Annotated in this window: 10 protein-coding genes and 1 pseudogene; 5 read left to right on the forward strand and 6 right to left on the reverse strand. The window is 71.3% G+C overall.

Features of this window, described 5'->3' with window-relative positions; all coding sequences use genetic code 11:
- Positions 1-10: 10 nt before the first annotated feature.
- Together ACIBAF_RS32240 and ACIBAF_RS32245 are read right to left on the reverse strand one after the other, a co-directional pair.
- A complete protein-coding gene (locus tag ACIBAF_RS32240) occupies positions 11-1069 on the reverse strand; it encodes a DUF6745 domain-containing protein (protein WP_399467711.1) in 1059 nt (352 codons plus the stop codon).
- Positions 1070-1091: 22 nt separating this feature from the next.
- Positions 1092-1418: a hypothetical protein gene (locus ACIBAF_RS32245; protein WP_399467712.1), complete on the reverse strand. Its 327-nt coding sequence runs from the start codon at positions 1416-1418 to the stop codon at positions 1092-1094.
- 217 nt (positions 1419-1635) lie between these two features.
- Between ACIBAF_RS32245 and ACIBAF_RS32250 the strand changes: the two genes are divergently transcribed.
- The 5 genes and pseudogenes from ACIBAF_RS32250 to ACIBAF_RS32270 all read left to right on the forward strand — a co-directional run bounded on the left by ACIBAF_RS32250 (position 1636) and on the right by ACIBAF_RS32270 (position 6837).
- Positions 1636-2592: an STM4015 family protein gene (locus ACIBAF_RS32250; RefSeq protein ID WP_399467713.1), complete on the forward strand. Its 957-nt coding sequence runs from the start codon at positions 1636-1638 to the stop codon at positions 2590-2592.
- A gap of 9 nt (positions 2593-2601) precedes the next feature.
- A complete protein-coding gene (locus tag ACIBAF_RS32255; RefSeq protein ID WP_399467714.1) occupies positions 2602-3759 on the forward strand; it encodes an STM4014 family protein in 1158 nt (385 codons plus the stop codon).
- Complete coding sequence (locus ACIBAF_RS32260; protein ID WP_399467755.1) at positions 3756-4574, forward strand: STM4013/SEN3800 family hydrolase; 819 nt, start codon at positions 3756-3758, stop codon at positions 4572-4574. Before ACIBAF_RS32255 ends, ACIBAF_RS32260 begins: the two co-directional genes overlap by 4 nt.
- Positions 4571-5902, forward strand: a complete 1332-nt coding sequence (locus ACIBAF_RS32265) for an STM4012 family radical SAM protein (RefSeq protein WP_399467715.1) — start codon at positions 4571-4573, stop codon at positions 5900-5902. Before ACIBAF_RS32260 ends, ACIBAF_RS32265 begins: the two co-directional genes overlap by 4 nt.
- A gap of 10 nt (positions 5903-5912) precedes the next feature.
- A pseudogene (locus tag ACIBAF_RS32270) lies at positions 5913-6837 on the forward strand (STM4011 family radical SAM protein).
- Between the two features lie 6 nt (positions 6838-6843).
- Here ACIBAF_RS32270 and ACIBAF_RS32275 read toward each other — a convergent pair.
- The 4 genes from ACIBAF_RS32275 to ACIBAF_RS32290 form a co-directional block, all read right to left on the reverse strand.
- Entirely contained in the window at positions 6844-8871 is a 2028-nt protein-coding gene (locus ACIBAF_RS32275) for an RICIN domain-containing protein (protein WP_399467717.1), read from the reverse strand.
- Between the two features lie 110 nt (positions 8872-8981).
- The gene (locus tag ACIBAF_RS32280; protein ID WP_399467718.1) at positions 8982-11024 is read right to left on the reverse strand and encodes a beta-galactosidase; all 2043 of its coding nucleotides are present in this window, start codon (positions 11022-11024) and stop codon (positions 8982-8984) included.
- A gap of 118 nt (positions 11025-11142) precedes the next feature.
- A complete protein-coding gene (locus ACIBAF_RS32285) occupies positions 11143-12480 on the reverse strand; it encodes an ABC transporter substrate-binding protein (RefSeq protein WP_399467719.1) in 1338 nt (445 codons plus the stop codon).
- An 87-nt stretch (positions 12481-12567) separates the two neighbouring features.
- Positions 12568-13491: a carbohydrate ABC transporter permease gene (locus ACIBAF_RS32290; RefSeq protein ID WP_334574413.1), complete on the reverse strand. Its 924-nt coding sequence runs from the start codon at positions 13489-13491 to the stop codon at positions 12568-12570.
- Positions 13492-13494 lie beyond the last annotated feature (3 nt).

Genomic DNA, 13494 nt, shown 5'->3' on the forward strand with positions numbered 1-13494 from the left:
ACGCTTCCGGTCAGGTCTCCCGCACGGGCGCGTACACATCGGGGTGCAGCCCGAACGTCCAGGCGACGCCCGCCCGCGCCGTAAGCGTCGACGGCGGCACCCGCAACCAGTAGGTGCGCCGTGTCCCGTCCGGCTCCGGCGTGGAGTTGAGGACCTCCACCATGACGACGGGCTCGTCGTCGTCCAGATCGATGCGCCACAGGATGCCCGTCTCGTCACGGTGGACGGGACGGGCGCCGGAGTCCGCCAGATAGCGGTCATAGCCGTAGTACTCCAGCATGACCCGGCGCAGTTCCGCATTCTCCTCGGCGCGGATCCGCTCCGGGGTGAGAGTCGGCAGCTCCGCCAGGAAATCGGCCGGCACCGGCATGCCACGCCACGCGTACAGGGCGAAGCCGTCGGGGTAGGCCAGCGCCGGGCCGTCCCCGTGGTCGAGCCGGCCCGCCTCGTCGCGGTGCAGGGCGACGGGCCGCTCGCTCACCACGGCGACACGTGCGAACGGCCACCACCAGCCGGCGCTGCGGCTCACCGCGGCCAGCCCGTCGAGCGGTCTCTCGACCGGTCCGTCGTCGGTGGGAAACGCGGCGAGCCACGGCGCGTCGTGCTGTCCGAGCACGGCGTCCAGCAGGATCAGCCGGATCTCCGCGGCCGCCTTCCCCGTCTCCTGTCCGACCAGATCCGCCAGCACCCCGGTGCGGATCCGGTTCACCAGGGCCTGCGTCGAGTCCCACAGACGGCCGCCGGTCGCCGCCCAGTGCGCCGACCAGCCCGCCGCGCCCAACTCCGTGTGCAGCCGCTGCCGTTCGCCGGCCCAGGGGGCGCTGCGGACGGCTTCGCGCACACTGGGGCCCGGTTCCTCCAACGCCCGGATCAGTGTCACCGCCTCGCGCGGTGAACCGGCCCACACCACCTTCTCCGGTTCTCGAAGCCCCGCCTGCCGGTAGGCCCGTCGCACGCCGGCCTCGGCGGCGGCGCGGTCCGCCGGGGCGACCCTCGTAGCGCACGCGCGCCAGGCGTGGTAGCTCGCGTCGGAGGTGACCGCGGTCTCCTGCATGTCCATCGTCGTCATCCGTCCCTCCCGCACCTTCTGTTCAGTCCGCCACGATCCGCACGGACCCCGGCACGTACTCCCGCTGCCGGATCACCCGGTACCAGCCCTTCGGCAACGCGATCGCCGCGTGCTCCTCGTGGACCACCCGGCCGCCCTGCGGAACGTGCAGCAACAGCGGACCGAACGGCCCCGGCTCACGCAGCAGATCACCCGGTCCGACGACCGCGTGGGCGTGCCCGGTGACCTCGCCGAGCGCCAGCACCAGTCGCCCCCGCCCGTCCCGCGCCTCCCGCGGCGCCTGCGCCACGTGCGGCGGCACCGCCTCCTCCGCGACGGGCACGATCAGCACGTCTCCCTGCCGGTACATGGCTCTCCCCTCCCCGCCGGGTGCTTCGCGCACCGGCCTCATGACCACGACCGTACGGTCCACCACTGACAACGCCCGCGGACCGTCCGCGAACCGCCCCCGACCCGCTCCCGAGCCGCTCCGAACCGAGGCCCCGCCGAGGGGCGTTGTCAGTGCCTGTTGGTAGAACTGCGGACACATCACGGACCGCACACTTTTTCTCCTCAGGAGCAGCCGTATGACCATCGGTCACCACCTCGACGCGCTGTACGGCCTGCCCGCCTACACGTTCCCCGGCGTCAAGCACAAGCCCAGGCCGGTCGAACCGGACGCCGTCGCCTGGCGGATCAGCAGCGACGTCTACGACTCCGGCGAGAGCTGGACGGAGGCGTTCGGCCGGTTCTGCGCCGCCGTGGACACCACTCGAGTGAAGGCCCTGATCGTCGGCGCCTGGGAGGAGGCGTACGAGGAGGACCCCTCCGCCGTCATCGAGGCGCTGACGGCCGCGCGGGACCGCTTCCCCGCGCTGCGGGCCGTGTTCCTCGGCGACATGGTGGGGGAGGAGTGCGAGATCTCCTGGATCAACCAGACCGACGTCACTCCCCTCCTGGCCGCGTTCCCCGAACTCGAGGAGCTCGGCGTGCGCGGCGGATCCGGGCTGCGCTTCCCCGCCCTGGGCCACGGCGCGCTGCGCAGGCTCGTCATCGAGACGGGCGGGCTGCCCGTGGACGTAGTGCGCGGAGTCGGCGGCAGCGACCTGCCCGCGCTGGCCCACCTCGATCTGTGGCTCGGCACCCCCGAGTACGGCGGCGACAGCGAGGCCGCCGACCTGGAGCCCGTCCTCTCCGGCGCCCGTCTGCCGAGCCTGCGTCACCTGGCCCTGCGCAACAGCGAGATGCAGGACGCCGTGGCCGCCGCGGTCGCGTCCGCGCCGGTCGTGGCCCGCCTGGAGGTGCTGGACCTCTCCATGGGCGTTCTGACCGACGACGGCGCGACCGCCCTGCTCGGCGGGCAGCCGCTCACCCACCTCAAGCAGCTCGACCTCCACCACCACTATGTGACCGAGCCGCTCCTGGAGCGCCTCCGGCAGACCCTGGAGCCCGCCGGAGTCGAGGTGAACCTCGACCGCGACGACGCCGACGAGGACGCGGAGGACGACGGCACGGTGTGGCGCTACGTCGCCGTGGGGGAGTGAGTGCACCTCATGCCGCCGTCGACGCCTGACGCGGGGCCGCGCTTCGCGGTGGTCGGCAACCCCGAGAACCGTCGGGTCGCCCTCTTCGAGGACGCGGTGCGCGCGGCCGGTCTGCCCGCCCCGCGCATCGTCCCCTGGACGGACGTACTGCACGACCCGGGAGCCGACTTCGCCGACGACGAGCTCGTCCGGATCGACTCACCGGGCGAGAACACCGAGGTGGACCGTCTGTTGCGCGGCGCCCACGACCCCACCCGGGTCGAGGGCTCGGCCCGCTGGTACGCCGGCTTCGTCCGTGCGGTGCGCGGCCTGCGCGGCGGCGTCCGGCTCGACGACCCGGACGACCTCGCCGTGCTCTTCGACAAACGGCTCTGCCACGCCGTCCTCGACGCGGCGGGCGTCCCCGTGCCCGCCTCGCCCACCTCGGGCCCGCAGGGCACGGCGGTGCGCGGCTGGGACGACGTACGGGCACTGATGCGGGAGCACCGGATGCCGCGGCTCTTCGTGAAACCCGCGCACGGATCGTCCGCGTCGGGCGTCCTCGCCGTCGAGTCGGGCGGCGGCGGCCGCATCAGAGCCACCACCTCCGTCGAACTCACCGCCGACGGCCGCCTGTTCAACTCTCTCAAGGTGCGCCGCTACGAACGCGAGCAGGACATCGCGGCCGTCGTCGACGCGCTCGCCCCGGACGGACTGCACCTGGAGCGCTGGCTGCCGAAGGCCTCCCAGGACGGCCGGGCCGCCGACCTCAGGGTCGTCGTGGTGGCCGGCCGCGCCACCCACGCGGTGGTCCGCACCAGCCGCTCGCCCCTGACCAACCTCCACCTCGGCGGCCGACGCGGCGACCTGGCCACCGCCCGGGAGGCCGTCGAGGCGGCGGGCGCCCGCTGGGCCGACCTGCTGGGCGTGTGCGAGCAGGCCGCAGCCTGCTTTCCGCGCACCCTGTGCGTCGGCGTCGACCTGCTGCCGGCCGTCGGCTGGCGCAGAGCGGCGGTCGGCGAGGTCAACGCCTTCGGCGACCTGCTGCCCCGCCTCACCGGCCTGCCCGGCAGCGGCGCCGAGGGCCTCGACACCTACGCCGCCCAGGTCGCCGCGGTCCTGCGCGACCGCGCTCAGCACCGCAGCTCGACCCAGAACAGGAACACTCCATGCCTGAGCCGGACATGAACGAGATCGTGGGCAGCCACGACCTCCTCCTCGTCACGCTCGACACCCTGCGCCACGACGTGGCCGCCGAGCTGGCGGCGGCCGGCCGCATCCCGAACCTGGCCCGCCACCTCCCCGGCGGCCGATGGGAGAAGCGGCACGCCCCGGGCAGCTTCACCTACGCCTCCCACCACGCGATCTTCGCCGGCTTCCTGCCCACCCCGGCCGCTCCCGGACCGCATCCGCGGCTGTTCGCGGCGAGCTTCGCCGGCAGCGAGACCACCGCCGACGGCACCTACGTCTACGACACGCCCGACCTCGTCTCCGGCCTGGCCCAGGACGGCTACCACACCGTGTGCATCGGGGGAGTGGGCTTCTTCAACCAGCAGGGCCCGCTGGGCTCGGTGCTGCCCGGCCTCTTCCACGAGTCCCACTGGGCGACGGAGTTCGGCGTGACCTCGCCCCACTCCTTCGAGAACCAGATCGCCCGCGCCGAGCAGGTCGTGCGCCGACTCCCGGACGAACAGCGGCTGTTCCTCTTCGTCAACGTGTCCGCCCTGCACCAGCCGAACTGGTTCCATCTGCCCGGCGCGACCCGTGAGGCCGGCGACAGCCGCGAGACGCACGCCGCCGCGCTGGAGTACGTGGACCGGCACATCGGCCGGCTGTTCGCCGCCGCGAGCAGCCGCCGCCGCTGCTTCGCGATCGTCTGCTCCGACCACGGCACCGCCTACGGCGACGACGGCTACACCGGCCACCGCCTCGGCCACGAGTCCGTGTGGACCGTGCCGTACGCCCACTTCTTCCTGGACCACCCCGCCGAGGCCGCCCGATGACCACCGCCCAGCTGACCAGCCCCTATCAGCACTACGTCTACGCCTATCCCCACAAGACCGCCTACCGGAAGCTCAAGGACCGTCCGCTGCTGCGGGACCTCTGGGCGGCCGAGCCCAAGGACGCCCTCTCCCTGTACCTGCACATACCGTTCTGCGAGGTCCGCTGCGGCTTCTGCAATCTCTTCACCCGCATCGGCGCCCCCGACGGCCTGACCGGCGCCTATCTGGACGCCCTGGAACGGCAGGCGACCGCCGTGCGGGAAGGCCTGGGGGACACGGACGACGTCCGGTTCGCCACGGCGGCCTTCGGCGGCGGCACCCCCACCTTCCTCACCGCTGCCGAACTGGACCGCCTCTGCGACATCGCCGAGCACCGCATGGGCGCCGACCTCCGCGCGGTCCCCCTGTCGGTCGAGGCGTCGCCCGCGACGGCCACCGCCGACCGCCTCGCCGTCCTGGCCGACCGGGGCGCCACCCGGCTGAGCCTCGGCGTGCAGAGCTTCGTCGACTCCGAGGCCCGCGCCGCCGTACGCCCGCAGCGCCGCGCCGACGTCGAAGCGGCCCTCGCCCGCGTCCGCGACGCCCGCATCCCGGTCCTCAACATCGACCTGATCTACGGCATCGACGGCCAGACCGAGCAGACCTGGCTGCACTCCCTGGACACGGCCCTGGCCTGGCGGCCCGAGGAGCTCTACCTCTACCCGCTCTACGTGCGCCCCCTCACCGGCCTCGACAGACGCGGCACGGGCCCCGATCCGGCCTGGGACGAGCAGCGGCTGCGCCTGTACCGCGCGGGCCGCGACCACCTCCTCGCGCACGGCTACACCCAGCAGTCCATGCGCATGTTCCGCCGCACCGACGCCCCGCCCCAGGGCGCCGACGACTACGCCTGCCAGACCGACGGCATGATCGGCCTCGGCTGCGGCGCCCGCTCCTACACGGCCGCACTGCACTACTCCTTCGACTACGCCGTCGACATGCACCAGATCCGCGGCATCATCGACGACTACGTGGCCACGGCCGACTTCACCCGCGCCGAGGTCGGCCATCGCATGGACCGCCACGAGGCACGCCGCCGCCACCTCCTTCAGTCGCTCCTGCAGGCCGACGGCCTCACCGTCGAGGACTACCGCATCCGCTTCGGCAGCATCCCCGCCGACGACTTCGGCGCCGAACTCGCCGGCTTCGCCGACCGGGGCTGGCTGACCGACAGCGACCCCGCCACGCTGCGACTCACCCCCGAGGGCCTCGCCCACTCCGACGCCATCGGCCCCGAGCTGTTCTCCCCGGCCGTCCGCGCCGCCATGGCCGCCTACGAGCGGAAGTGAGGCGGCCGCCATGGACCTGACCCTCCTCTACCGCGGCCCGCTCGCCTCCTGCGACTACGACTGTCCCTACTGCCCGTTCGCCAAGCGACGCGACAGCACAGCGCAGCTGCGCGCCGACCGCGCGGCCCTGGAACGGTTCGCCGCATGGGCGGCCGCCCGGACCGACGACCGGCTGTCGCTCCTGTTCACCCCGTGGGGCGAGGGCCTGGTCCGCTCCTGGTACCGGCGCACCCTCGCCGAGCTCTCCCGCCTCCCGCACATCCGCCGGGTCGCCGTCCAGACCAACCTCAGCTGCCGCACCGACTGGCTCGCCGAGGCCGACCCCGACCCTGGCCCTGTGGTGCACCTACCACCCGGGCCAGACCCCCTACGACCGCTTCCTCGCCAAGTGCCGTGATCTGACCGACCGGGGCATCCGCTTCAGCGTCGGCGTCGTCGGCCTGCCCGAGCACCTCGAAGCGGCCCGCCGTCTGCGCGCGGCCCTGCCCGAGCACGTCTACCTGTGGATCAACGCCGCCGAGGGCCACACCTACGAGGACGCCGAGGCCGACGACTGGACGGCCCTCGACCCGCTCTTCCCGTACAGCCGTCACCCGCACCGCAGCGCCGGACTGCCCTGCCGCACCGGCGAGTCCGTGATCTCGGTCGACGGCGACGGCGCCGTCCGCCGCTGCCACTTCGTCCGCGCCGAACTCGGCAATCTCTACGACGGCTCGTACCGGGCCGCCCTGCGCCCGCGCCCCTGCCCGCTCGCCGTCTGCGACTGCCACATCGGCTACGTCCACCTCGAGACGCTCCCGCTGTACGACGTCTTCGCGGGCGGAGTCCTGGAACGCATTCCGGCAACGCCCCCTGCCTCCGTCCCCGTCCCTGTCTCCGCACAGCACTCCGCCCGCATCACGACGATCGCGATGCGGGCGGAGACAGCGGACTAGCGGGCGCTACGGCGTCACGTCCGTGACCCTCCAGCGCTGGTTGGAACCGGAGTTGGCCTGCCACGTGGTGACGGCGGCGCCCTCGTTGGTCGCCTGACCGCCGACTTCGAGGAGTCGCCCGGTGGCCACGTTGACCAGGGTCCAGGTGCTGTCACCGGTGGTCGACATGATCCACTCGGTGGCCGGGTCCCGCTCGCCGGTGTCCGGCTCCACCACCGGCACGTTGTCGCGGACGGCGAGCCGCTTGCCCTCGGCCGGGTTCGCGAAGACGTAGTGCTGGCGGGCGCCGGTCTTGCCGTAGCGGGCGTCCAGCTGCCACTGCTGCGCGGTGGTGCCGTTGGCCGAGCCGATGACCAGGTTCGTGCCGTTCGCGGCGACGGTCACCGCCTTCCCGCTCTGCACGCCGGTCAGCGTGTAGGAGTGGCCCTTGCTGAACAGGCCCGCGTTCTTCGCGACGCCCGAGACGCCCTTGACGGCGAAGGAGGTCACGGACTGGGCGGGAACGGTGTACGTCGCCTTGCCGTCGACGACCTTGACCGGGGCCTGCTGCTTGAGCTTGCCGTCGGCGCTGGTCACGGTCGGCGTCACGGTCGCGTTGCCCTTGATCGTGCGGAACTTGGACAGGTCGATGGTGACCGTGCGGGCCGCGGTGGTGGAGTTGACGTGGACGAGCGAGGCGCCCTTGCCGTCCTTGGTCACGGCGGCGGCGCTGGAGGCGTCGTCCACCTTGATCAGCTTGTCGCCGGGCTTGATGAAGTGCGTGAAGTTACGGGCCGTGTCGAACTTGGTGTTGGTGTAGATCGGGCACGACTGCAGGGTGTCCGTCTTGGTGCAGCTGAACGGCAGCTGAACCTCGCCCCAGTTGCCGCCCTTGGCGGACTCGCCGCCCGGCTTCATGTTGTCGTAGTCCTCGACCGGCTGCCAGAACACCCAGGCGGTGGGCTCCAGTTCACGCAGGTCGTTCACCATCTGCTGGGCGAGGCCGAGGCCCGGCCGCATGTCCGTGAAGCTCTGCCCGTCGCCCCAGTCGCCCTCGACCTCGCTCATCCACAGCGGTTTGTCGGCGGCCTTGGCGAGGTCGCGCACGGTGGTGCGCTGCCCGGTGCCGTAGGTGTGGACGTTCATCTGGCCGACGGCGTCCTTGGAGGCTTGCGAGTAGGAGTTCCAGTTCGTCGCGAAGATGGACGGGTTGGTCTCGTCCATCGCCGCGATCTCGGTCTTGACCTTGGCCTTCTTCAGCGCGGGCGGCAGCGCGGCGAGCACCTTCTGCTGGAGCTCGGGGCCGATGTGCGCGCCCTCCTGACGGCCGCCGACGGGCTGGCCGTTCGCGTCGAGCCGGGTGCCCCAGTAACCGGTGTTGGGCTCGTTGAACGGGTCGATCGTGTCGACCTTGATGCCCTCGGCCTTCTCCAGCCGCTTCGTCGCACCCGCCAGATAGGCGGCGAAGTCGTCGACCGAGTCGGTCTTCAACTGGTCGGTGTTGGCGTTGAACCCGCCGGAGACATAGCCGCTGTTGGTCATGAACCACGGCGGGGAGTTGCTGAACGTCTCCCAGTGGTCGATGTCGTTCTTGATGCGATCCACCCACCAGCGCTGGGTGGCGTCGGCGTTGTCGTTCCAGTCGGCCGGGTCGTCCGCGCTCCACCAGCCGGTGTCCTCACGGGTGGTGCCCGCGGGCGCCTTCCACCAGCCCTGGACCGCGCCGCCGGGCCGCAGGTAGTCCTTCACGTCCGGGGCGTTGCCGCCGCCGATGTTGTAGCGGGCGATGTTCAGCGCCAGGCCGTCGTCGCCGAAGAGCAGCCCCGCGAGCTTCTCGCGGATCGCCGGCGGGTAGTCGCCGGTGGCGTTGGCGAACCAGACCAGGCTGGTGCCCCAGCCCTCGAACTTCTGCTGGTGGTACGACGGGTCCGGCGTCACGGTGACGGCGGCCTCGGCGTGCGCCTGTACGGGGACGCTGAGCAGCGCGGCCCCGGTGGCCAGCGCGGTGAGTGCGGCGGCCCCGAGGGACCGTCTGCTGCGGGTACGGCGTGCCATCTGTGCTCCCAACTGCGGTGCGGTCGCTGTGGTGGGCCCCTCCTGCCCGTGCGGGCAGGAGGGGATGGCCCCCGGCACGGGTCAGGTCGTGCCGGGGAGTCGTGGGTTCTCTACAGGGCGGCCTGGCGCAGTACGGCGACCGCGCGGGGCCCGAGGACCAGGGCGCCGTCCGTGCGCTCGCCGACGAGGACCTCGCCCTCGACGCCGGTCACCGGGACCGTCTCGTCGGTGCGGTTGACCAGGAACAGGAACCGTTCCTCGGCCCCCCGGCGCACGGTCAGCTCGACCTGCCCCCGGAGGTGGGCGGGGAGTTCGCTGCTCACCCCGGCCGGCTCCAGCAGCCTGGGCAGCAGCGAGCGCAGCCCGTCGACGCCGAGGCGGGTGGACACGTACGACGCCGAACCCGCGCCTGTCGTGCGGCGGGTGATCGCCGCGCGCCCGGTGTGCACACCGGAGGCATAACGGGCCAGTACGGCGGTGTCCGGGTCGGCGACCGTGATCCGGTCGGTCCACAGGCTGCCCGAGGTGGCGTCGTCGAGCTCCACGCTCTCCCCGGCGAGCAGCGGACCGAACTCCTCGACGCGGATGCCGAGCAGGTCGCGCAGCGCGCCCGGGTAGCCGCCGAGCCAGATGTGGTCGTTCTCGTCGACGACCCCGGAGAAGTACGTGGTGACGAGGTGGCCGCCCTGCTCGGCGTAGCGCGTCAGCTCCTTGGCGAGCTCGGCGGGGACGACGTGCAGGACGGGTGCGATGAGCACCTGGTGGCGGGAGAGCTCGGAGCGGGTGGTGACGAGGTCGGCGCGCACGCCTAGGGCGAGCAGCGCCGAGTACCAGTCGAGCGCCTCCTGCCGGTAGTCCAGCAGGGCGGTGGGGTGCGAGTCCTGCTCGCTCGCCCACCACGACTCCCAGTCGTAGAGGATGCCGACGGCCGCCGCCTCGCGCTCCGAACCCGCCACCGGGGCAAGGGCCTTGAGCTGGGCGCCGAGGTCGGCCACGGCGCGGAACAGGTCGCTGTCCTCGCCGGCGTGCGGGACCATCGCCGAGTGGTACTTCTCGGCGCCGGCCGCCGACTGCCGCCACTGGAAGAAGCACACCGCGTCCGCGCCGTGCGCCACGTGCAGCAGTGAGTCACGGGCCAGGTCGCCGGGCCGCTTCGCCACGTTGACGGGCTGCCAGTTGACGGCACTGGTGGAGTGCTCCATCAGGAACCACGGCCGGCCGCTCGCGATGCCGCTGACCAGGTTCGCGGAGAAGGACAGCTCGTCGCGGTCCTGCGGGCCGGGGTGGACGTAGTGGTCGTTGGAGACGAAGTCGATCTCGCCCGCCCAGTCCGGGTAGTTCATGCCCTTGGTGCCGCCCATCACCATGAAGTTGGTGGTGACGGGGATCCCGGGCGTGATCTCCCGCAGGATCTCGCGCTCGGCGACCAGGTGGTCCTTCAGCACGTCCGAGGAGAACCGCTTGAAGTCCAGCTGCTGGGTGGGGTTCGGGTGCGCGGCGGCCTGCCGCGGCGGCAGGATCTGCTCCCAGTCGCTGTAGCGCTGCGACCAGAACGCCGTGCCCCAGGCGTGGTTGAGGGCGTCGAGCGCTCCGTAGCGGGCGCGCAGCCAGACGCGGAAGGCGCGGGCCGCGTCGTCCGAGTAGTCGTAGATGTTGTGGCAGCCCAGCTCGTTGGAGACATGCCAGGCGACCAGGGCCGGATGGTCCTTGTACCGGTCGGCGATCTTCCGCACCAGACGCAGGGCGTGCTCGCGGAAGACGGGAGACGTGGGCCGCCAGTGCTGGCGGGCGCCCGGCCAGAGCGTCTCGCCGTTCGCGGTGACCGGCAGGATCTCGGGGTGGGCGGTGGTGAGCCACGGCGGCGGGGAGGCCGTGGCGGTGGCCAGGTCCACGCCGATGCCGCCCGCGTGCAGCAGGTCCATGACCTCGTCGAGCCAGCCGAAGTCCCAGGTGTCCGGGCCCGGCTGGATACGGGCCCAGGAGAAGATCCCCACGGAGACGACGTTGACGCCGGCCTCCTGCATCAGCCGGATGTCCTCGTCCCACACGTCCCGGGGCCACTGCTCGGGGTTGTAGTCGGCGCCGTAGGCCAGACGCGGAGCGGGGTCACCGTCCGACCCGCGCAGCATGCGGGACTGGAGGGTGGAGATCATGGCGGTCCTTCCGAAGGTGGTGCACGGGGGCGGCGCGGCCCGGGTGCCGCGCCGCCCGGCGTTTTACTGCGTACCGACTTACTGCGTGCCGACGTACTGCGTGTCGACTGCTTCCCGACTACTTCTCGATCGTGAAGCCCTGCTCCTCGCCGTACTTGATCGAGGCGTCCTGCCAGGCCTTCAGACCGTCCGCCAGCTTGGTGCCGGAGACGTAGGCCTTGCCGACCGTGTCGTTGAAGATCGAGTTGGCGTACGGCTGGAACGGGAGGTACGACCAGTCGCTCGCCACGTTCGCGGCGGAATCGGCGAAGATCTTGTTGGCTTCCTGGCCGCCGAAGTAGTCGAACTTCTTGCTCTGGAACGACGGCGACTGCAGCTCCGCCTTGGTGGCGGGGAAGGCGCCCTCGCTGACCCGGGTGGCGACACCGGCGCCGGAGTTCGCGTACTCGGTGAAGGCGTAGGCGAGTTCCTTGTTCTTGCTCAGCGCCGGGACCGCCAGCGAGCTGCCGCCGTTCTCCGCGCTCGCCTTGTCGCCCTTGGTCCAGGCCGGCATGGGGGCCGCGCGCCAGTCACCCTTGGCGTCCGCCACGCCGGTCACGAAGTTGGCGGGCATCCAGGCGCCGGTGGTGAGGGTGGCGATGGTGCCGTCGCCGAGGCCCTTGTACCAGTCGTCGGTCCAGCCGTTGATGGGCGCGAGCAGCTTCTGGTCGATGAGCTTCTGCCAGGTGTCGGTGTACTTCTTGGCGCCCGCGTCCGTGAAGTCGATCTTCACCTTGGTGCCGTCGACCTTGTACGGACGGGAACCGGCCTGCCACAGCATGCTGGTGGTGAAGCCCGCGTCACCGGCGTCGTTGGCGATGTAGGCCTTCGGGTCGGCCTTGTGCAGCTTGCTGGCCGCGTCGACGTACTCGTCCCAGGTGGTCGGGACGGCGATCTTGTACTTGTCGAAGACCGTCTTGTTGTAGAACATCGCCATCGGGCCGGAGTCCATCGGCAGGCCGTAGACCTTGTCGCCGTCGCTCACGGCGTTCCACGGACCCGCGGTGTACTTGGACGCGAGCTTGTCCGCGCCGTACGGGGCCAGGTCCGCAAGGCCCTTGGTGAGGGCGTACTGGCCCAGGGCGAAGTACTCGACCTGCGCGACGTCGGGCACGCCCTTGCCGGCGGATATCGCGTTCGACAGCGCGGTGTAGTGCTTGTCGCCGGACCGCTCGCTGACCAGGTTGACCTTGACCTTGGGGTACTTCTTCTGGAAGTCGGCGGCCACGGTCTTCAGGGTGGGCTCCCAGGCCCAGACCGTGATGCTGCCGCCCTTGTCCAGGGCTGCCTGGATGTCGCCGGCCGAGACGGCCTTCGTGTCGGAGTCGTCGTCCGAGCTGCCGCAGGCGGTGACGCCCAGGGCGAGGGTGGAGACGAGGGCGATGCCGCGCAGGATGCGGCTCGTTGTTCTGCGCATGGGGCTTCCGCTTCTTGGTGGGTGGGACAGGTGAGGGTGGGGGTGGTGCCGGTGTTGCTCACATGTGGGGCTCGGGGCCGCCGTACGTCACTCCTTGACACTTCCGGCGGCGAGGCCGGACTGCCAGTACTTCTGGAGGAACAGGAAGGCGGCGATCAGCGGAAGAATCGTGAGCAGGGAGCCCGTGATCACCAGGTTGAAGATCACGTCACCGCCGATGGTCTGTGCCTGGGAGCTCCAGGCGCTCAGACCCAGCGTCAGCGGGTACCAGTCCGGGTCCTTCAGCATGATCAGCGGGAGGAAGTAGTTGTTCCAGGTGGCGACCGTGGTGAACAGCAGCACGGTCACGATGCCCGGGGCCAGCAGCGGCAGCGCGACCTGGAAGAAGGTCCGCACCTCGCTGGCGCCGTCCATCCGGGCCGCCTCCAGCAGCTCGGTCGGGATCGCTTCCGCGGCGAACACCCACATCAGATAGAGGCCGAACGGCGAGACCAGCGACGGGATGATCACCGCCCAGGGGGTGTCGGTCAGTCCCATCTTGCTGAACATCAGGAAGGTCGGGACCGCCAGCGCCGTACCCGGCACGGCCACCGCGCCGATCACCACGGCGAAGATCGCACGCTTGCCGGGGAACTGGAACTTCGCCAGCGCGTATCCGCCCAGCACCGCCAGCAGCGTCGCGCCGCCCGCACCGAGCACCACGTACAGCAGGGTGTTCAGCAGCCAGCGGCCGAAGATGCCGTCGTGGTAGGTGAAGGTGTCCCGGATGTTGTCCCACAGGGCGAAGTCGTGGGCGAACCACAGGCCGTTGGAGTCGCCAAGGCCCGCCTGGGTCTTCGTGGAGTTGATGACCAGCCAGATCAGCGGCACCACGGTGTAGAGGACCATCAGGGCCATCAGCGCCGTCAGCAGCCGACTGCGCTTCGGCTTGCTCGGGGTGTGCTTCTTACGGGGGGTCCGCAGCTTGGGCGCGGTGCTCTTCGCGGGGGAGGCGGTGACAGAGGTGCTCATCGG

The sequence above is a fragment of the Streptomyces sp. NPDC051677 genome, from assembly GCF_044453465.1.
Taxonomy (GTDB): Bacteria; Actinomycetota; Actinomycetes; order Streptomycetales; family Streptomycetaceae; genus Streptomyces.